Here is a 19,720-nt window from a genome sequence, read left to right as displayed (position 1 = left end):
AGCCCCGTGCAAACCCTCGATTCAAAGGAGAATCCGATGAAAAAGAGCTTCATCTCCCTTGCAGCATTCAGCGCGGCGGGTGCACTAGCACTTTCCGGATGTGTTGTGAATGACTCAGCATCCTCAGGTAGCAGCGAAAGCGGATCTTCGGATTCCATTACCGTTGCTTGCGGCGCAATGGAAGACCTCTGCCAGAAGTGGACAGAGACCTTCTCTCAGCAGACCGGAATTAAGGCAACCTACGTTCGCCTTTCCTCCGGTGAGACCGTCGCTCGTCTGGACTCCGCGAAGGACAACCCAGAGTTTGATGTCTGGCATGGTGGCCCGGTTGACGGCTATGGTGCAGCTGCAGGTAAGGGCCTGATCGAGGCCTACGATTCGCCTACCGCTAAGGAAATCCCGGATAAGTACAAGGACCCGAAGCACTACTGGACCGGTGTCTACGTCGGTGTTCTGGGATTCTGCTCGAACCAGAAGGTCCTTGAAGAGAAGGGCCTCCAGGTTCCTCAGTCCTGGAATGACCTTCTCAAGCCCGAACTCAAGGGCCAGGTTTCTACGGCACACCCCTCGACCTCGGGAACTGCATTCACGACACTGTGGACCCAGGTCGTTCTTGGCGGTAGCGAGAATGCCGGTATCGACTACATGAAGAAGATGCACGCAAATGTCCTGCAGTACACCAAGTCCGGTACTGCCCCCGGTCAGATCGCAGGACGCGGCGAGGTTGCAGTGGGCCTGGTCTTCTCTCACGACTGCGTGAAGTACCGCGATGAGGGCATGAAGGACCTCGTTGTTTCCTTCCCCAAGGAAGGTACCGGTTACGAGATCGGCGGCGTCGCTTTGGTGAAGAACTCGAAGCACTCCGAGGCCGCCAAGAAGTACATCGACTGGGCAATCTCCGCTGATGCTCAGAACCTTGGCCAGACCGTTGGATCGAACCAGATTCTGACCAACCCGAATGCCAAGACCAACGACAAGATGGCCAAGCTCGATGAGATCAAGCTGATCGATTACGACTTCGCTGCAGCAGCGGCCGCAAAGCCCGAGCTGACCAAGCGTTTCGATGAAGAGGTTGCCGCAAAGCCGCGCGAGTAGTGGCGCATAGGGAGGGGATGGTTCTTTCCATGTCCCTGTTCCATCCCCTCCCTCTTTCTTCGCATGTCCGCTGAACGACGTGCACATCAACAGGGACTTTTCCGCGTTACGCGGGTACTTGGAGAGATCGGATAGCCAATGTCAGTGGAGACAGTTGCGCCACCACGCACCCAAGGGGCGCAAACCCCGCAGGCGCAAGCCGTGGCCTCGGGAAAGAAAAAACGAACGAAGGTGCGTCGCGACCCTGTGACGGTTGCGATCGTCGCAATCATTACGGCAGTTCTCTTCCTTCTGGTCTTGCTGCCGCTGGTCACGATCCTAGCGCGAGCCTTCTCAACTGATGGCCTGAAGGTTTTGACCTCCTTCGCCAGCTCGACAACGAACCGAACGATTGCACTGAACACGATCGTTTTGGGCCTGGTTGTTGGCTTGATCGGCACTCTTGCTGGTTTCTTCTTCGCCTACGTGCAAGCGCGAGTCGATATCCCGGGTAAGAAGATCCTCCACCTGATCTGCATGATCCCGATCGTCTCGCCGCCTTTCGCTGTGGCAACATCGGTTATCACCCTGTTTGGTCGTAACGGCTTGATTTCGACGCAGGTTCTGGGACAGCAGTGGAATATTTATGGCCTCTCAGGTCTGACCCTGGTTTTATCTCTTTCCTTCTTCCCCGTCGCATACATGAATATGCTCGGAATGCTCAAGAACCTTGACCCGGCGATGGAAGAGGCCGCCGCTTCCTTGGGTGCGTCATCGTGGACAATTTTCCGTACCGTCACGCTTCCGATGCTCGTCCCCGGTTTTGCCGCTTCCTTCCTTCTTCTTTTCGTCGAGGCCATTGCTGACCTGGCGAACCCGCTGGTTATCGGCGGTGACTTCACCGTTCTGGCCTCGCGCGCGTACATCGCTGTTAACGGCGAATACAACACGGCTGCGGGCTCGGCATACTCATTGATCCTTCTCGTTCCTGCGCTACTTGTCTTCCTTCTACAGCGCTACTGGTCAGGACGCTCCTCAACGGTTACCGTGACGGGTAAGCCGACCGGCAAGGTTCGTATGGTTCGCTCAATGAAGGCGCGCATCCCACTGGGAATTGCAACCTTGCTGCTGGCAGCTTTTGTTGTCACTATCTACGCAACGGTTATTGTCGGAGCATTCGTCTCGATCTTGGGTGTGGACAACACCTTCACTCTGAAGAACTTCAAGTACGTGCTCTCGGGCATCGGCAATGATGCAATCATCGACACGACCATCTTGGCTCTGATCGCAACTCCCATCGCTGGTGTCTTGGGCATGGTTGTTGCATGGCTGGTAGTCGTGCGTCTCAAGGCCTCGGCCGGCTTCATGGACTTCCTGGGCATGCTCGGCCTGTCTGTTCCCGGTACGGTTCTGGGTATTGGTTACCTCATCACCTATAACAAGCCGATCATTGTCGGCGGAAAACTGATGCTCATGCCCGCGCTCGCGGGTGGTTCCGCGGTCTTTGGTGGTGCCCTGGCGATCATTATGGTTTACGTTGCGCGTTCGATGCCCTCGGGCCAGCGTTCCGGTATTGCTTCTCTCCACCAGGTCGACCATTCGATTGACGAGGCCTCGACCTCCTTGGGTGCATCGGGCTTGCATACCTTTATGAAGGTGACGCTTCCTCTGATTCGTCCGGCATTTATCGCTGGCTTGACCTACGCATTCGCGCGATCCATGACGACGCTGTCGCCGATCATTTTCATCACGACTCCTAAGACGAAGATCATGACCTCTCAGATTCTTGCTGAGGTTGATGCGGGCCGTTTCGGTAACGCTTTTGCCTTCTGCACGATCTTGATTGTCATCGTGATGGCTGTTATCGGCCTAACAAATGTTCTTGTTCGAGATAAATCTGTCACCGCCACCAATGGCGCGGGCATGTAATTGTTGACAAAGGAAAGACCCATGTCGAATACGAATGACACAAATGCTCCCGGCCGCCTGTCCCTGGTGGAGCTGACCAAGACCTTCTCGAACACCGCTTCCGAGGTCACCGCGGTTGATCACATCAACCTGGATATTCACCCCGGTGAATTCATCACCCTTCTGGGACCCTCGGGCTGTGGCAAGACCACGACCCTGCGTATGATCGCGGGCTTCGAAGATGCGACTTCGGGCCAGGTCATGCTCGATGGCGAAAACATGGTGGTTATTCCGCCGAACAAGCGTCCCATGTCCATGGTGTTCCAGTCCTACGCATTGTTCCCGCACCTGAGTGTGCGTGAGAACGTAGCGTACGGCCTTCATCTGCGTAAGAAGAGCGCAGCGGAAATTAAGGAAGAGGTTGATATCGCACTTGCGGCAATGAACCTGACCGCGATGGCGGATCGCGCTCCTTCCCAACTTTCCGGTGGCCAGCAGCAGCGTGTTGCATTGGCCCGAGCGATGGTCGTTCGTCCGAAGGTTCTGCTCTTCGATGAGCCTTTGTCGAACTTGGATGCAAAGCTGCGTGTGAAGATGCGCGTGGAGATCCGTCGGATGCAAAAGCGTCTGGGGATTTCCTCCGTGTACGTGACGCATGATCAGTCCGAAGCAATGGCAATGTCCGACCGCATTGTCGTAATGAATGCAGGACGAATCGAACAGGTGGATACCCCCGAGGAAATCTACCTGCACCCGGCCAGCGTTTTTGTTGCTGACTTTGTTGGCCGCGCAAACTTTGTTCCCGCAAAGGCCAGTGAGGTCGGCGAGGACGGCAAGGTTCAGATTGAGGCTCTGGGCCAGCAGCTCAATGTCCACGCATCAGAGAGTGCAAAGGAAGCCATTCGTTCGGGCGATGACTTGGTTGTTCTGGTTCGTCCTGAATCCATGCGTATCGCTGCAACCGATGAAAAGCCTGCGACACTGACCGGTTCGCTGGGTCAAGTTGTTACCTCGATCTTCTACGGCGAAACCGTTGAATACGAGATCGAAACCGAGTTTGGCTCGCTGGTGTGTGTGGTCTCTGACCCGCGTGCAGAGGACCTTCTTGAAGAAGGTCAGTATGTGCGCCTCGGTATCGAGGCCGAGAAGGCGTGGCTCTTGCCTTCTGGCCAGCTGGCCTCCTGAAATGCTGGGCGCAATCGCCTGAATGCAGGCGGATACGTTATACAGGCGCAAAATACAGTGAAATAACGGCACGGCCGGGGCCGGGTGAGGGGAGTGATTGTCCCTCACCCGGCCCCGGCCTCGTCAATAATTAGATGAATCGGCTACCCTTTAGACGTGGCCATTGAGTTTTCTGAAGAAATCCAGTCCTTGCGTACGACGATGGAAAATATTTCCGCCGTTGTACAGCCCGAGCGTCTTCGCGCTCAAATCGCGGAGCTGTCGCAGAAGGCAGCTGCTCCTGACCTGTGGGATGACCCCGCGCATGCACAGGAAGTGACTTCACAGCTCTCGCACCGCCAGAGCGAGCTCGATCGTGTTCTGGCAATGGAAGAGCGCATTGACGATCTCGAGGCGATTGTTGACATGGCCCGTGAGACCGCTGAGAGCGATCCTGCGGACGCGGAAGATATTTTTGCCGAGGCCGAATCTGACCTTGCCTCATTGAAGGACGACATGTCCGCTCTTGAGATCCGCACTCTTCTTGACGGTGAATACGACGAGCGCAACGCGGTCATTACAATCCGAAGCGGCGCTGGCGGCGTGGATGCTGCAGATTTCGCTGAGATCCTGCTGCGCATGTACTTGCGCTGGGCAGAGCGCCACGGGTATCCGACGAAGGTTATGGATACTTCCTATGCAGAAGAAGCTGGCTTAAAGTCTGCAACCTTTGAGGTCCAAGCTCCTTACGCCTATGGCACTCTTTCGGTCGAGGCCGGCACCCACCGCCTCGTGCGAATCAGCCCCTTCGATAACCAGGGGCGTCGTCAGACTTCTTTCGCTGCTGTTGAGGTTATTCCTCTGATCGAGTCGACGGACCACATTGAGATTCCCGAGTCTGAACTGAAGATCGATGTTTTCCGTTCCTCTGGTCCCGGTGGTCAGTCGGTGAATACGACGGACTCCGCCGTTCGAATGACACACATTCCGACGGGTATTGTTGTTTCGATGCAGGATGAAAAGTCGCAGATTCAAAACCGTGCGGCTGCTCTTCGAGTTCTGCAATCTCGCCTTCTTGTGCTACGTCATGAGGAAGAACAAGCGAAGAAGAAGGAGCTCGCGGGTGATGTGAAGGCCTCGTGGGGTGACCAGATGCGCTCCTACGTCTTGCAGCCCTACCAGATGGTGAAGGACCTGCGTACCGAATACGAATCCGGCAATCCTCAGAACGTCTTCGATGGTGATATCGACGGCTTTATCAACGCCGGAATTCGTTGGCGCAAGAACCAACAGAATCAAGACTGATGCGAAAAACCCGGGCCTAGCCCGGGTTTTTGCGCGTGTCGCCTAAGTTTTGAGGCCCGAGCTGCATAGGGTAAAAGGGACCATAACCCCAATCAGAGACGGCTCATGATTCGATTTGATCACGTCACCATGGTGTATCAGCCTGGTGCGCGTCCGGCGTTAGATGATGTTTCCCTTGAAGTGAAGCGCGGAGAGTTCGTCTTCCTCGTGGGAAAGTCCGGTTCCGGTAAGTCCACCTTCCTTCAGCTCACCATGAGGGAAATTCGTGCGACGTCAGGAAAGGTGTGGGTCCTTGGCCATGACGTGGGTAAACTCTCGCGTTGGTCGGTTCCTAAGCTGCGACGCCAGGTCGGGACCGTGTTCCAGGACTTCCGTTTGCTGCCTTCAAAGACCGTATATGAAAACGTTGCTCTGGCGATGGAGGTTATTGGTAAGCCTCGCCATGCCATTGAAACCCAGGTTCCCGATGTTCTGGAACTGGTCGGTTTGGCGGGCAAAGAAAAACGTCTTCCCCATGAGCTTTCCGGCGGTGAAGAACAGCGTGTGGCAATTGCGCGCGCGATGGTGAACCGTCCCGAGTTGCTTCTTGCAGATGAGCCAACCGGTAACTTGGACCCAGATACCTCGCTTGGAATTATGCGTTTGCTGGATCGTATTAACCGCAATGGGACCACGGTTGTTATGGCAACACACGACGCCGCAATCGTGAACCAGATGCGTATGCGCGTCATTGAATTGCACGATGGAACGGTTGCTCGTGATCAGAACAGCGGCGTGTATGGGGCGGTGAAGTAATGAAGTTACGTTTTATTCTTTCGGAAGTTGGCAAGGGCCTGTCGCGAAACCGCGCGATGTCTGTTGCCGTGGTGATCGTGACCTTCGTGTCCCTGCTATTTGTGGGTATTGCAGGCCTTTCGCAGATGCAGGTCTCGCGAATGAAGAGTCAGTGGTACGACAAGATCGAGGTGTCGATCTACATGTGTGCCAACAATGACCAGACTCCGAGCTGCAATAACCAAGAGGCAACGGAAACACAGATTGCGGCGGTCCGCGATAAGCTCCGTTCTGCAGAGCTGGCTCCCTACGTGAAGGACGTCTACGAAGAATCAAAGGCTGAGGCCTTTAAGAATTTCGTGAAGATCTACGGTAATTCTCCGCTGGGGCAGTGGACGACCGAGGACATGATGCAGGTTTCTTTCCGCGTCAAGCTCGTCAATCCCGAACAATTCAGCATTATTCGCGACGAATTCACCGGTTCAGCTGGTGTGTCCGTTGTCAAGGATCAGCGTGAGATTGTTGAGCCCCTGTTCCAGGTTTTGGGTAAGGCCCGAGGCCTGTCGCTAGGCTTGGCGGGCGTCATGATCGTCGCTGCGGTCTTGCTCATTACGACCACCATTCGTCTGTCCGCGATGAGTCGTGAACGCGAAACCTCCATCATGCGACTGGTTGGTGCCTCGAATCTGTTTATTCAAGCTCCCTTCATGATTGAGGGCGCGATTGCTGCGGTGGTCGGTGCTCTCTTGGCAGTGGGAACCCTGTTCGTCGGTGTTCACGTCCTAGTCAATCAGTGGCTTGCGCAGGCCTTCCGTTGGACGAACTTTATTGGCATGCGTGAGGTGTGGATCATGTCCCCGATCCTCATCGTTGCTGCGGTGCTCCTTGCACTGTCGGCATCCGCATTCTCACTCGCGAAGTACACGAAGATCTGATCCTATGGCAAAGACGCGTTTTCACGGTTTTTCAACGGGACTTACCAGTATGGTTGCGCTGCTTGTTGTTGCAGCGCCCCTGGCTCTGGTACCACCCGCTTTTGCAGATGAAGATCGTGATCGCGTTGCTCAGGCTCAGCGCGAGTCTGCGCAGCACGTGCAAGACCTTCGCAACAACCTTGAGGGTTTGGATGCTTCGCTCGCCCAGGTTTACTTAGACCTTGAAACTGCGAATGCGCAGATCCCCGTTGCTCAGGCTGAGTTTGACACTGCTAATGAACGCTACGAGGGTGCCAAGCGCGAACATGATGTTGCGCAGACACAACTGAATGCAGCTCAGGCGGAGGTTGCTCGTCTTAACACTGCGATGGAGAAAGCACGCAAACAGCAAGAGGAATCTCAAAAAGCTGTGGGTGCGTTGGCGCGCGAGATGTATCAGTCTGGGGGAGTGAGCTCGCCCCTTCTGATCGCACTGTCGTCTTCGGGAACCGAGGAAATTGCTGATCGTGCAGCCGCGGCGGATGCGTTGACACGCGCTCAAGACAGTGCGCTCAGTCAAGCAATGGATATGCAGGCGGCGACGCGCAACCAGCAGAGCAGACAAGACGCCGTTACTTCCCGAATTTCCTCTCTGGAGGAGAAAGCACGTAAGGCCTCGGAAGAAGCGGAGAGCGCAAAGAACACTGCGGAAACGAAACTGCGTGAACTCGCCGAACTGAAGAAAACCTCGGAAGAAAAACGCGCCCAGTGGGATGCACAGAAGGCTCAGGCTGAAGAGCAACTTGGTCAGTGGCAGCGCGAATACCAAGATGCGACCTCGAAGCTCGCTGCGATCGATGAAGAGAACCGTCGCCAGAATAGGCGCTATACCTCCTCCTCGAACTTCTCTAGCCCGCTTCCTGTTCCTTTGGTTGTGACGTCACCATTCGGGTGGCGAGTCCACCCCGTCCTTGGGATTTCTCGTTACCACAATGGAACAGACTTTGCGGCAAACTGCGGTACTGAAATTTATCCGGTTGCCGAAGGTGTTGTCACCGCTGTGACCGTTGAAACCGCTGGCGGAAACGTTGTCTACGTGAACCACGGGATGATGAATGGCGCGTCCATGTCGACTGCGTATGTTCATATGCAGGCCACCAATGTCCATGTTGGTCAGCACGTTGGACGCGATACGGTGCTGGGATGGGTCGGCGCTACCGGATACGCCACTGGCTGCCACTTGCACCTGTCCGTTATGCGCAATGGGGCTGATGTTGAACCTCTGGATTACTTGTAGGACAATAGTTCTCCTGTAATTTTTCACTGAGGGGGTGCTTATGCCGAAGGAATGGAAGAAACCAAAGCCTACCGAATCCGAAAAGCGTAAGGCCGCCTCGGACGAGAAGAAAACAATTGCGCGCAATAAGAAGGCTCGCCACGACTATCTCATTGAAGATACGTGGGAGGCCGGCATGGTCCTTTCGGGGACCGAAGTGAAAGCCCTCCGAATGGGACGTGCTTCGCTTGTTGACGCCTGGGTAGAGATTAAGAACGGCGAGGCCTGGCTGTACGGGGCAAATATCCCCATGTATGCCCAGGGCTCGTGGACCAACCACGCGCCGACGCGAAAGAGGAAGCTACTGCTGCATAGCAGTCAGATTTCCACTCTGGCCGATAAGTCTTCTGCCAAGGGATACACCATCGTTCCCCTTGAGCTGTACTTTATCGGCGGCCGCGCAAAGGTCGAGATTGCCCTTGCTCGCGGTAAACAAGAGTGGGATAAACGTCAGGCCCTGCGTGAAAAACAGGACCAGCGTGAGGCAGAGCGCGCGATGCGTCGCTATGTCAAACAAGCACGTCGCTGATCGGCGGCGTGTTCACGAGGAAGAGCTGTGTGCCCCCCCTATTTGGGAGGTTACACAGCCTGTTCTTTTTGAGGAGCGTTGATGAAGCCCGTTGTGCGATCGCTCAAGCGAGACATGCGGCGGATGGTAACCGTGCCTGCCGCGTGGATTGTCATTGTCGGTCTTCTCTTCGTACCAGCACTGTATGCGTGGTTTAACATTGTCGGTTTTTGGGATCCCTATTCGAATACAGGGAAGATTCGCGTGGCGGTTGCCAATGAAGATCAGGGTGCGACGAAAGACATCATCGGTTTCATTAACGTTGGGACTACGGTAGAAAATCAACTACGTGCGAATGACCAGCTGGGTTGGTATTTCGTTTCTGCCGATCAAGCACAAAAGGATGTTGAGCGGGGCCAAGCGTATGCCGCGATCGTCATCCCCTCAGACTTTTCTCAAAAATTAACGGGCATTGTTGACGGCACCTATTCAAAGCCAAACGTGCAGTACTACGTTAATGAGCGCAACAACGCCATTGCTCCAAAAATTACTGGAGCCGGTGCAAATGCCCTTGATCAACAGATCAACTCGACTTTTGTCTCGACCGTCGCGCAGACCCTTTCTGCAAAGCTCTCCTCAACTGGGCGCTCCATTTCTGACATTTTGCAGAGTAACCGTTCTGATCTTAAAGATAAGATCACCGTAGCTCGCGACCAGCTGGGGGAAGCTGAACAGACACTCAAAGGGATGGACGGCAGGATCGATGCGGCCAAGGAAAAGGTTTCTGGTGCACGCAATTCGTTGAATTCGGCCGATTCGAGCCTGTCTGATCTCAACAGCGCGCTGTCCCAGGCAGATCAGTTAGTAAATGACACGCGCTCCACTTTGTCGAATTTCAGCACCAATATGTCTGGTGCGCTCGATGGGCTGACGAATCATGCTACTGAAGCCAGTGCGAAGGCATCGGCTGCAGGAGGGGCATTCAACGGGGGAGTGCAAGGCGCAACGACAACGATTAATGGGCTCCTGACAGAAGGACAGTCCATCAATCAGACCAATGGGGACATCCTGCGCCAACTTCAAAACTTAGGAATCGCACAACTTCCCACGGCCTCGCAAGCTTTGCAGGACCTGAGCACGCAAAATTCTCAGGTTGGACAAACTCTGGCGAACTTGTCGACTCTTAACGGCAGTCTTGCGACGACCTCGAATTCGATCACCCAAGCGCTCGCGACACTTCACAGCTCCAGCCAAGAACTGAGTAATTCCGCTGCTCAAGCGCGCTCGGGTATCGGAGACCAACTTCCCACGATTTCCAATGCGCTGGATCAAATGTCGAGCGCCTCAGCGAATCTTCGTTCTGCAATTGCCGTGCTTCAAGGTCAACGAGAACAGATGAATGGCCTGCTTGATCAGCTCACTGCGCTTCTTGATTCCACGAAGACCACTCTTGCCCAGTCAGCGACAAACGTCAGCGCATTGATGAATGACCTTGGAAGCGTACAGGGAGATATCTCCGCGATTTCTTCCTCGAATGCGATTCATTCTCTTTCAGGCTCCATGAATCTGAACCCTGAAAAGATCGCTGAATTTGTGGCCGCGCCGACGTCGATCCAAACCCAGGCCGTCTTCCCAGTTGCCACATATGGCTCCGCAATGGCGCCGCTCTTTACGAACCTTGCGTTGTGGATCGGTGCATTTTCTCTTGTCGTTATTTTGAAGCTCGAGGTCGATGACGAGGAAGTCGGTCCCATGAGCTCGGTCCAGCGTTATATGTCGCGATGGATGCTTCTGGCGCTCTTTGCACTTGGGCAGGCACTGGTTGTATCCATTGGAGATCTCATCATTGGGATCCAAACTGTCTCCAAGCTTGCTTTTGTTGGGACAGCGATGATCAGTTCCCTGGCCTACCTCTCGATTATTTACATGTTGGCGACTTGCTTCCAACACATTGGTAAAGGCCTATGTGTCATCATTGTCATGCTGCAGATCCCGGGCTCTGCTGGCCTGTATCCCATCGAGATGATGCCCTCCTTCTTCCGTTTCCTCTATCCGCTTTTCCCCTTCACCTATGGCATTAATGCGATGCGCGAAACGGTCGGTGGCTTCTATGACCACGCGTATATTCGAGCAATTGGAGTGCTGGCGATTCACGTGGCGCTCTCTTTCACCATCGGACTTGCTTTGCGTCCGTATCTTGTGAACCTTAACGCGATGGTGACCCGTGATCTGTCGTGCTCTGGATTGTTTATTAGCGAGGCCACTCGTCTTCCCTCCTCGCGTTTCCGTCTTTCCCAGATCGTCTCTGTTCTTGCCGACCATGAGTCGTATTCGCGTTCCGTTTCGCGTCGGGTACGCACCTTTGAACGTCGTTATCCGCGGATGCGCCGTGCAGCGCTTGTTCTGGGGATTGTCGTTCCGGCTCTCCTTGCGGTGTTATCTGTTACGAGTGCGACCGAGGTGCCGATGATGTTGGGACTGTGGATTGTGTGGATCCTCGCGATTATCGCATTCTTGATTGCTGTCGAGTTTGTTCGTGAGTCTCTTGAACGTCAGCAGTTGCTCACAAATATGAATGACTCCGATGTGCGCTCGCTTTTGCAACGGAGGGCTCGTGGTACAGCAGCGCTCTTCGCCTCGGCAGCGAAGAAGAGCGCTGCTGTGCACGATGAAGAAGCAGCGGAAGAAGGGAGCGAGAAGTGAAAGCGGTATGGGAAATCTTCCGCGCTGATCTTTCGCGAGCACATCGAAGCGTGATCAGTATGGTCGTTGTTCTTGGACTGGTTGTTCTTCCGTCATTCTTTGCGTGGTTCAACATCTCCGCATCATGGGACCCTTTTGCCAACACAAAAAACCTACGGATTGCGATTGCCAATACCGACAGGGGGTATAAGTCTGATCTGATTCCCCTTGAGGTCAATATCGGTAACCGTGTTGTGTCAGCTTTACGGACGAATGAGCAATTCAATTGGGTGATTGATAGCGAAGAACAAGCAATTGAGAAGACTCGATCGGGGGAGTACTACGCGGCGGTTGTCATCCCTTCGGACTTCTCTCAAGAGATGCTGACTTTCTTTTCCAGTGATGCGCATTCGACACCCCTGACCTACTACATCAATGAAAAGAAGAATGGCCTGGCACCAAAAATCGCCGGTCAAGGTGCAGAGCGCGTTTCTGCGCAAATCAACCAGGTATTTGCGCAGACTGTTGCAGAAATTGCCGTGGATACGGCTTCTTCGCTTTCAGATTCGCTCTCTGATCCCACGAATGTTCGCGGTATCCAGGCGCTGAATTCTCGCCTGGAGTCGACCTCGCAGCGCCTGAACGCTGCGGCAAGCAGCGCGGATGCCTATGCCGGACTTATCGCCGCCTCCGTGCAGCTGGTGGATTCTACGCAGACCATGATTGCCAATGCTTCGAAGGCCCGAGATCCGCTGGAGAGCGCGGCAAATAACGCTTCGGCTTCCATTGACCAGATCAGCGCTGGGGCTTCGCACGCTGCCTCTGCTCTTTCCTCAGCCGTGAGTGCGTCTGCTCATTCCCTCGAGGTACTTTCTGCATCCATTGATGATGTGTATTCCCGAGGCGGCAGTAGCGTTGCTTCGGCGGTGGCGACCTTGCGTTCCCAGGCCTCGTCGGTGGGCAATCAAGCAACGCAGTACCTGCATGTGAAGGAAACGCTGGCAAATCTGCCGGGAACACCTATTTCTCAAGATGTTCTGGATCGCCTGCAAGCTTCTGCTGACCGTCTGAGCGCGCTGCAGGATGCGATGAATAAGCTTGCTGATGACATGGAAAAGAGCGTTGCAGATGCTGGCTCAAATCGCCAGGATGTCAAGAACCTCGTTGGACAAGCTCAGTCGGCTATCTCCAATTTGAAGAGCGATGTTGACTCCACCCTACGTCCACAATTAGAACAGCTTTCGGGAACCATCACTTCAGCAACCTCATCGATGGAAAACCTGCGCGCACAGCTGTCTGCAGCCAGCTCCAGTGTCAATGATGGCTCGAATGGGGTTCGTGAGGGGCTATCGAAACTTCAATCGACGTTTAGCGGAATTGGAAATCACCTTCGTGAAGCCTCGCAAAAGATCGCAGACATTCATAACAAGTTGAATGATGCTTTGCAAAGTGGGAACCTTGCGCAGGTCCGCACCGTCATTGGCTCAGATCCTCAGGCTCTGGCCGTTGCTCTTGCGGCTCCCGTGGGCGTCACCACCATTGCGGTGTATCCGGTCGAGAATTTTGGTTCTCAGATGGCGCCCTTCTATACGGCGCTCGCACTGTGGGTGGGGTCGGTCCTCATGATCATCACCATTCGCAGTGATGTCACCACAGAGAATGTTGTTGAAGGATTGGATTCTTCCCATCCAACTGTCGAGTATTTCAAGAGGCATCGCTTAGCTCTGTGGGAAGGCTTCCTTGGGCGCTACATAATTTTCGGGCTGATTGCTTTGACCCAGGCCACCATTATGTGCTTGGGCTTGCTGTTCTTTGTAAAGATCCAGCACGCTCATCCCTGGCTAGTTATGTTTACCGGGTGGGCGATTGCCTTGGTGTTTTCTTTCCTGCTCTATACCTTTATCGCTACTTTCGGTAATGCGGGGAAAGCCTTGGGCGTACTGTTCCTGGTCTTGCAGATCACGGGTGCCGGCGGATCCTTCCCGTTGGATATTCTGCCCAGTTTCTTCCGGGCAATTTCGCCGTACCTGCCGGCGACCCATGGAATTAGTGCCCTGCGCGCTGCGATCGCGGGGTACTCGGGCGGGGAGTATCTTGATGCAATGCTGTTGCTGGGGGCCTTTGCATTCGTTGCAGCGCTGCTTGGTTTTGGATTGCGTCCTTTGCTTATCAAGAGGACGCGACTCTTGGTTGAGAAGCTGGAGTCCACAAAGCTTATGTAGAACCTCCCCTGTTTTTCTTCGTCGAGGCCAAGGAGCTGCGGCTACCTGCGTGCGGGGAACGGGGGAGCGGGGCGAGGCCTCGGGAATCTCTTGCCAGCTCAGCTGCTGGGACGTATGATTTCAAGTCCGGTGTTTGTGCTGCTGTGGTGGCAGGGCGCCGGTGAGTGAAGAACTCAATAGGGGATGATCGGTTTCGACAGCGGTCGTCGATCGAGGGGAAGCGAGCCGAGGAGGCATGCTCTACTCGTTAACGATGTGTGCAAACCAATAGGTGCCGAACAGAATCGCACCGACTACGTTCTCGCCGCCTGATTGCCGCGTGAACCTTTAGTCCGTCAGCCCGGAAGTTGCTTCCGGTCCGGTGTCTGGCGTCGTCTAGGAAGCCACTGGGTGCCGTTCGTGTTGGTAGGACGGCTCCGACACTTAATCAACTGAGCCTATCTGGTAGCAGGTCTGCATGATGCCAGGGGCTGAGAAATAACTCGCAGACTGCGCTCGGAGAAGACCTCGGGGTCGGCTGTTGGACGGGGGTTCGATTCCCCCCATCTCCACAATTAGCCTCGGAACTTCGTTGAAGTTCCGAGGCTTTCTGTTGTTATTTCGCGCTTTAATGGTCTTTGGGGGCGGTGCTCTGCCCAATGATGCATAAAGGATCTACGCAGAGGGACCGCAGACGTTGAAATCGAAAAATCCAGCAAAATAACTTGGTGAATATTCGCTTCCAATGCTTTAGAGAGCGTGCTTTCTGAGTAACTTGAAGCGAAGATTCGTTACGCATCAATGCGCATCATTTTGCGCGTAAATCCGCTAAATTATGCGCATCAAAATGTATAAGTAATTCATAAGAATTCGTGCAGAAATCTTGTAGCAGATGATGAGTCCGAATCAAGATTCCTTTACAAATGCTCCCACGAAGCTTCCTTAGGGTTGAAAACGTATAGGCCTTCTCATAGCCGTAAAAACGGTTGGGCTGCCTATTTCGACACCTAGAGGCGACCAAATTTCGCAATCTCATATGCGGAAGTGGTGTCGCTGCCGATACAAAGGAAGAACTTCTTCATGAAACACCGAAAGATTGTGGGAGCAGTTGGCGCGGCTGCCGTCATTGCAATGGTGCCTTCACTGGGCGGTAACAGTGCCGTCGCTGCCGATAGTGATACAACTTATGGCGCTTCCTTCCCCTATACCCGTTACGAGGCCGAGCGTGGCCGACTTGACCGCGCACACATCGTCTCTCTTGACGAGAGTCAGCCCGTCAACACAATGCTCGACTCGACGGCGATTGAAGCTGGCGAACAGTCCTATGTTGAACTCGAAGGCCAGGATTCTTCAGTAAGCTTCACTGCCGAAGTTCCCGGGAATGCAATTGATCTTCGATTCACTCTTCCTGATCACGCGGCCGGAAGTGTTGATATTCGTGTCAACGGAGAGACGGCTGCCACTTTTAATCTCTCGTCAGAAACTGCGTATCAGTACGTTCAGAAGAGCAAGGTGTATGACGAGGAATGGCAGAAAGATCCCGGTAATGGCCCGGCACATGCCCGCTTCCTTTTTGATGAGGTTCACGGTTTGCTTAACCGGCAGGTAAACCCGGGAGATACGGTTAGCGTTGTTCGTTCGGGGAGTGAAGGTTATGTCTATGGCATTGACTTTATTGAGCTTGAGCAGGCGCTTCCGGAAATTCCACGCCCTGACAATTCAGTAAGCATTACTGATGATGACCTGACGGTGACTGAAGAGAAAGCGCCGGGTGTTTGGGAAACTCGTAAGGTTTATGCGCGCCCCAATGATGGACAAGATGATTCTGATGCATTCTTGGCTGCTTTGAAGCGCGCATCGGATGAGAACAAGACTCTGTATATTCCGCGTGGAACCTTTGAGTTTGATCGTCAGCTTGTCGTTCGGCATTCTCCGAATGACAACCACCAACTGACGGTCCAAGGTGCGGGCATCTGGTACACGAATGTCTTCTTCCGTAACCCGAACAAGGCAAGCGGTGGCATTGTTCTTGAACATACCAGCCATGACCTGCAGTTCCGAGACTTCTACATGTCGACTAATCTCAAGTCTCGTTACGATGAAGGGGCGAACTATAAGGGATTCCAAGGCGTCACCAAGAATTCACAGTTTATCAACCTGTGGATTGAACACTTCGAGTGTGGCTTCTGGATGGGGGACTATGTCAATGAAAATCAAATGCAGTACACAGAGCACATGCTGGTCGATCACTCCCGTATTCGCAATAACTTTGCCGATGGCCTGAACTACTCACAGGGAAGCCGGGATTCGGCCGTGCGTAATTCGAATATTCGCGGAAACGGCGATGACGGCCTTGCCTCGTGGTCGAGTCACGCACAGTCGCTGCCCCATGAGGCTGTCCAATATGTATCAAATGCTCGTCACACCGACAATATCGAGTTCACGCACAACACGATCGAGCTCGGGTGGCGTGCAGGTGGAATTGGGTTCTTTGGTGGAGCTGGACAGAAGGCAGAGAATAACCTCATCACGGGGAATTTTGAAGGTGCAGGTATTCGACTGAATACCGTCTTTGGCGGTCACAATTTCGACTGGAACTTGAAGCTAAACAAAAGGGCCAGCATTCAGCGCAACAAGATTGTGCGCAGTGGTACGCAGGATGACTACTATGGCGGGCACCGCGGTGCGATCGACTTCCAAGAAGTTCAGGTTAACGGCCGCATTGCTGGCGTTGATCTTTACGACAACATCATCGTGCGTCCTTTTGCAGAGGACGTTCGATCGGACTTCGCATTCAATTCCCAAGAGATGAAACTTCGCGGTATGAGCATTGGCAATAATCCGCGTAGAGACTGGGATGGCTATGAGGCTCAGCATCTGGTTGTGAATTACGCTCGCGTCAATGGCAAGGTCGACCGCGGGATCCCTGAAGATGCGAATTATGCTCTCTACTGGTGGGACGGCGATTGGGTGAATCCGGTTGATGGAAAGACCCATCGTTATTGGATTCCTAAGGCTGATGGTGTTCAGATCAATGACGGTATGGACTTCTCGTGGGAAGGTAACAAGAAGATCTACAACTTTATCCTTGGTGATGACCCGCAGTACCTGCCGACGTCCACTACTCGCTTCTCCGATGACTACACCTACCAAGGTGAGATGGCTCGATCATTCCAAAATCCTAGCCAGCCACAGACAGTGATCCGTTTTTGGTCGCATAAGTGAGGTGCGCGAGTAGCGTCGTCAAACCTTAGTTTTACTGCCCGCACTGCCCGGCAGTGTGGGCAGTGCTGTATCCATACTGCATTTCGTTCACCCGCTAATCTCTGCATAAGATTTCGCGTTGCTTGAGCAGCAATCTTGTCCACAGAGTAAGCGCAGAAAGAAGTTATCCACAGATTTTGCATCCTCGTCCCGAGCCGATAGGACATCCTCATACCCTCGCATCATGGAGGAGCGACCTCCAGTGATTGCGAAAGGAATGAGCCATGATCGGGAGGCATCCAAATATTCAAAAACGCTGGGTTCATCGTGCAAGAAATCGTGCAAGAAAAGGAGCTGTTGCACTGGTCTTTGCAACGGCAATCGGAACTCTCAGCACACTGGCGTTGAATCCGCAGCCAGCGCACGCGCTCTTTGAAGGAAACGGCATGTACGTTAAAGGGGTCGGAGCGCAATCTGCTGGAGGATTTTGGCTAGGGGCCTACACCGCACCGCACAACGTTGAGACGCGTTACCCGGTGTGGTGCACTCACATGTGGCGAGCAAATCCCAAGCCGCAGGACACCGCATCGATTACAGATTTGGGAGAATCCAAGCGCTGGGGGCCGGATGAGCTTGATCTATCGACCGCGCAAATGGCGTGGCTTCTTGATCGCTACCAGGATGACCGACACCAAGAGAACCGAGCAGCTCTCTCATTTCTGATTCACGCGAATTTTGAAGGAGAGCAATCAGGAAAGAATACTCAAGATTCCGTCAATAGTTTGGTTGACGGTGTGCGCCGTCAACTGCCGCAAGTTTTTGACAGGGCAAAAGATTACGTGCGTCAAGCTAAGGAATCTGCTGTTACAACTTACGAAAATGGAAGCGTAGAAAGCCAGACTCCTCGCAGTGGTTTACTCAAAGACCTCGGCGTGAAGAATGAAAAAGGGGAGTGGATTCCGAAACTCAAACTCCACCTCATGCTCATTGGTCCTGCGCGTTTCACTTCCACGGGTACCAGCCGATGGGATGGAGAAACACAAGGAAATGCCCTCAATCTTGAATGGGAAGCAACGGGTAACGGAACCGTGAAATGGGTAGGAAACTACGAAAACCCTGTGCGCTCGACGCTCACGAAATACGGAGTTAACTCGGCAACTCAAGACACGGCCTCGTATGGAAACAGGCCGGGTGGCGATAAGGAAGAAAAGCGCCTCAAGGGAGGGACCTGGAAGGTGCTCATGGACTTTCAGCCAATGGGGCGTTCACAAGTTGCCAAAACCAGCGTGAAGGATAATACCCTGAGCGATACCGTCACAGCATTTGCAGACCCCAATTACGGTGACGGAAAGTGGATCAATGATGAGCATGGACCAATACCGGTCACCTTCGAAGGGACTGCCTACGATCTGGGGACCGAACCACCAAACGAACCTTTGGATGTACGTTTCATCTCGAAGGATATGCGAGTTCTTGGCAGAACAACGGTTGTTTTTCGTGGAGAAGGGGAGCGCCAGGTCAGTATTCCTCTTTCTGAAGGACAGGCAAAACCAGGATTTGTTTCTTGGGTATGGAGGGTGAGTAAGGAAGCTCAGGGGCAATACGCTCCTCTTATCCACGCCGATTGGGCCGACCAGCTGGGGCTTGCTCATGAAACGCAAGTGATTCCCTGGAAGATCCAGATTCACTCTGCCGCACAGCTCAAAGAGACCAATGGGGGTGACTTCTTAATCGATGATCTCTGGGTGAGTGGCTTCCCAGAAGGGCACACTCATTGGAGTGGTTCTGACAGAATTGCTGCCGACACATCGCACATGCGTCATCGTCTGCTTTTCTTCCCTCAGGGCCTTGAGGTTATTGAAGAAAACCGGGAGAAAGCAGAGGAAATTGGAGCTGTCGAGGTCCCCGCAAAGAATGGATACTATCCATCGCTTGGTGATCTTCGTTTCTCAGTAGACCCGCAGCGTATTGGGACCTATGTGTTTACAACAGAGTTTGACGGTGACGGTCGCGTTGAAGCCTTCCGTTCCAGTGTTGAGGATCCGCATGAACAGTACACGCGACAAGCGTCCTCAATCATTCGCCTGGCAACGCATGCTCGCGATGGAGGTGACGGTGACCAGATCATAGGCCGCTTGGGGCCATCCAAGATCGTTGATCAGGTCTGCTATGAAGGCCTCGAGGCAGGGAAACGATACTCCCTGAAAGCAATTGTGGTTGACCGAGAAAGCGGTGAACCATTGAACGCAGCTGGTCGACTGGTAGAAGGAACAGCTGATTTCACTGCTGGGACAGCGTCTGGCTGTACAGAGGTGATGATTAATGTTCAGGGAGAAGACATCAAAGCAAAAAGCGTTGTCATCTTCGAAGATCTATTTCTCGGTGATCAGCGAATCGCATTCCATCGAGATATCAATGCAGCTGAGCAAACCCTCAACGTGGAACAGCCCGAGCGTCCGAAGGTTGCTCGTACTGGCACTTCAGGTCTTCTGATCGTCTCGCTCGCGGGAGTCGGAGCCCTTGCTGGTGGAGTGCTCTATCGTCGGGGAAGGAAAGGATGCTTGTAGGGCACGTTGATATCTGAGGTGACTTACCGGATTGGAGCATACGAGCCTTAGATAAGCAGTCCTAAAAATGAGTGGTGGGGGGG

Annotated in this window: 12 protein-coding genes and 1 other RNA gene; all 13 read left to right on the top strand. The window is 53.7% G+C overall.

The features are described 5' to 3' along the window. Positions 1 to 36 precede the first annotated feature (36 nt). The 13 genes from KHW85_RS05265 to KHW85_RS05205 all read left to right on the top strand — a co-directional run bounded on the left by KHW85_RS05265 (position 37) and on the right by KHW85_RS05205 (position 19,637). A complete protein-coding gene (locus KHW85_RS05265) occupies positions 37 to 1,095 on the top strand; it encodes an ABC transporter substrate-binding protein (RefSeq protein WP_291459083.1) in 1,059 nt (352 codons plus the stop codon). Between the two features lie 138 nt (positions 1,096 to 1,233). Then, positions 1,234 to 3,003, top strand: a complete 1,770-nt coding sequence (locus KHW85_RS05260; RefSeq protein ID WP_291459082.1) for an iron ABC transporter permease — start codon at positions 1,234 to 1,236, stop codon at positions 3,001 to 3,003. Between the two features lie 21 nt (positions 3,004 to 3,024). Then, positions 3,025 to 4,167, top strand: coding sequence for an ABC transporter ATP-binding protein (locus tag KHW85_RS05255; protein ID WP_291459081.1), 1,143 nt, complete (start codon positions 3,025 to 3,027; stop codon positions 4,165 to 4,167). 156 nt (positions 4,168 to 4,323) lie between these two features. Then, entirely contained in the window at positions 4,324 to 5,451 is a 1,128-nt protein-coding gene (prfB, locus tag KHW85_RS05250) for a peptide chain release factor 2 (RefSeq protein WP_291459080.1), read from the top strand. Positions 5,452 to 5,556: 105 nt separating this feature from the next. After that, entirely contained in the window at positions 5,557 to 6,246 is a 690-nt protein-coding gene (gene ftsE, locus KHW85_RS05245; protein WP_009408207.1) for a cell division ATP-binding protein FtsE, read from the top strand. After that, positions 6,246 to 7,160 (top strand): permease-like cell division protein FtsX, encoded by a 915-nt coding sequence (ftsX, locus tag KHW85_RS05240; RefSeq protein ID WP_048713394.1) that lies wholly within the window; start codon positions 6,246 to 6,248, stop codon positions 7,158 to 7,160. Before ftsE ends, ftsX begins: the two co-directional genes overlap by 1 nt. A gap of 4 nt (positions 7,161 to 7,164) precedes the next feature. Then, positions 7,165 to 8,436, top strand: coding sequence for a peptidoglycan DD-metalloendopeptidase family protein (locus tag KHW85_RS05235; RefSeq protein ID WP_291459079.1), 1,272 nt, complete (start codon positions 7,165 to 7,167; stop codon positions 8,434 to 8,436). A 40-nt stretch (positions 8,437 to 8,476) separates the two neighbouring features. Continuing rightward, positions 8,477 to 9,004 carry an SsrA-binding protein SmpB gene (smpB, locus tag KHW85_RS05230; protein WP_291459078.1) on the top strand — a complete coding sequence of 176 codons (528 nt, stop codon included), beginning with the start codon at positions 8,477 to 8,479 and terminating at the stop codon, positions 9,002 to 9,004. An 81-nt stretch (positions 9,005 to 9,085) separates the two neighbouring features. Next, complete coding sequence (locus tag KHW85_RS05225; RefSeq protein WP_291459077.1) at positions 9,086 to 11,686, top strand: YhgE/Pip domain-containing protein; 2,601 nt, start codon at positions 9,086 to 9,088, stop codon at positions 11,684 to 11,686. Continuing rightward, a complete protein-coding gene (locus KHW85_RS05220) occupies positions 11,683 to 13,887 on the top strand; it encodes a YhgE/Pip domain-containing protein (protein WP_291459076.1) in 2,205 nt (734 codons plus the stop codon). Before KHW85_RS05225 ends, KHW85_RS05220 begins: the two co-directional genes overlap by 4 nt. A gap of 179 nt (positions 13,888 to 14,066) precedes the next feature. Then, positions 14,067 to 14,441, top strand: a transfer-messenger RNA (tmRNA) gene (gene ssrA / locus KHW85_RS05215). A gap of 505 nt (positions 14,442 to 14,946) precedes the next feature. Next, positions 14,947 to 17,091 (top strand): pectate lyase, encoded by a 2,145-nt coding sequence (locus tag KHW85_RS05210; RefSeq protein ID WP_291459075.1) that lies wholly within the window; start codon positions 14,947 to 14,949, stop codon positions 17,089 to 17,091. 425 nt (positions 17,092 to 17,516) lie between these two features. Next, positions 17,517 to 19,637, top strand: a complete 2,121-nt coding sequence (locus tag KHW85_RS05205) for a VaFE repeat-containing surface-anchored protein (protein ID WP_291459074.1) — start codon at positions 17,517 to 17,519, stop codon at positions 19,635 to 19,637. The last annotated feature ends 83 nt before the right edge of the window (positions 19,638 to 19,720 follow it).

This window comes from Actinomyces sp. oral taxon 181 (assembly GCF_018370895.1).
In the GTDB taxonomy this organism is placed as follows: Bacteria; Actinomycetota; Actinomycetes; order Actinomycetales; family Actinomycetaceae; genus Pauljensenia.
This window is presented reverse-complemented; position numbering and strand designations above follow the sequence as displayed.

What these genes read in the sequence shown, in the direction of transcription:
- KHW85_RS05225 (WP_291459077.1), top strand. Translation starts at nt 9,086, where the DNA reads ATGAAGCCCGTTGTGCGATCGCTCAAGCGAGACATGCGGCGGATGGTA.
- KHW85_RS05260 (WP_291459082.1), top strand. Translation starts at nt 1,234, where the DNA reads ATGTCAGTGGAGACAGTTGCGCCACCACGCACCCAAGGGGCGCAAACC.
- smpB (WP_291459078.1), top strand. Translation starts at nt 8,477, where the DNA reads ATGCCGAAGGAATGGAAGAAACCAAAGCCTACCGAATCCGAAAAGCGT.
- KHW85_RS05210 (WP_291459075.1), top strand. Translation starts at nt 14,947, where the DNA reads ATGAAACACCGAAAGATTGTGGGAGCAGTTGGCGCGGCTGCCGTCATT.
- KHW85_RS05255 (WP_291459081.1), top strand. Translation starts at nt 3,025, where the DNA reads ATGTCGAATACGAATGACACAAATGCTCCCGGCCGCCTGTCCCTGGTG.
- KHW85_RS05235 (WP_291459079.1), top strand. Translation starts at nt 7,165, where the DNA reads ATGGCAAAGACGCGTTTTCACGGTTTTTCAACGGGACTTACCAGTATG.
- ftsE (WP_009408207.1), top strand. Translation starts at nt 5,557, where the DNA reads ATGATTCGATTTGATCACGTCACCATGGTGTATCAGCCTGGTGCGCGT.
- ftsX (WP_048713394.1), top strand. Translation starts at nt 6,246, where the DNA reads ATGAAGTTACGTTTTATTCTTTCGGAAGTTGGCAAGGGCCTGTCGCGA.
- KHW85_RS05205 (WP_291459074.1), top strand. Translation starts at nt 17,517, where the DNA reads ATGTACGTTAAAGGGGTCGGAGCGCAATCTGCTGGAGGATTTTGGCTA.
- KHW85_RS05265 (WP_291459083.1), top strand. Translation starts at nt 37, where the DNA reads ATGAAAAAGAGCTTCATCTCCCTTGCAGCATTCAGCGCGGCGGGTGCA.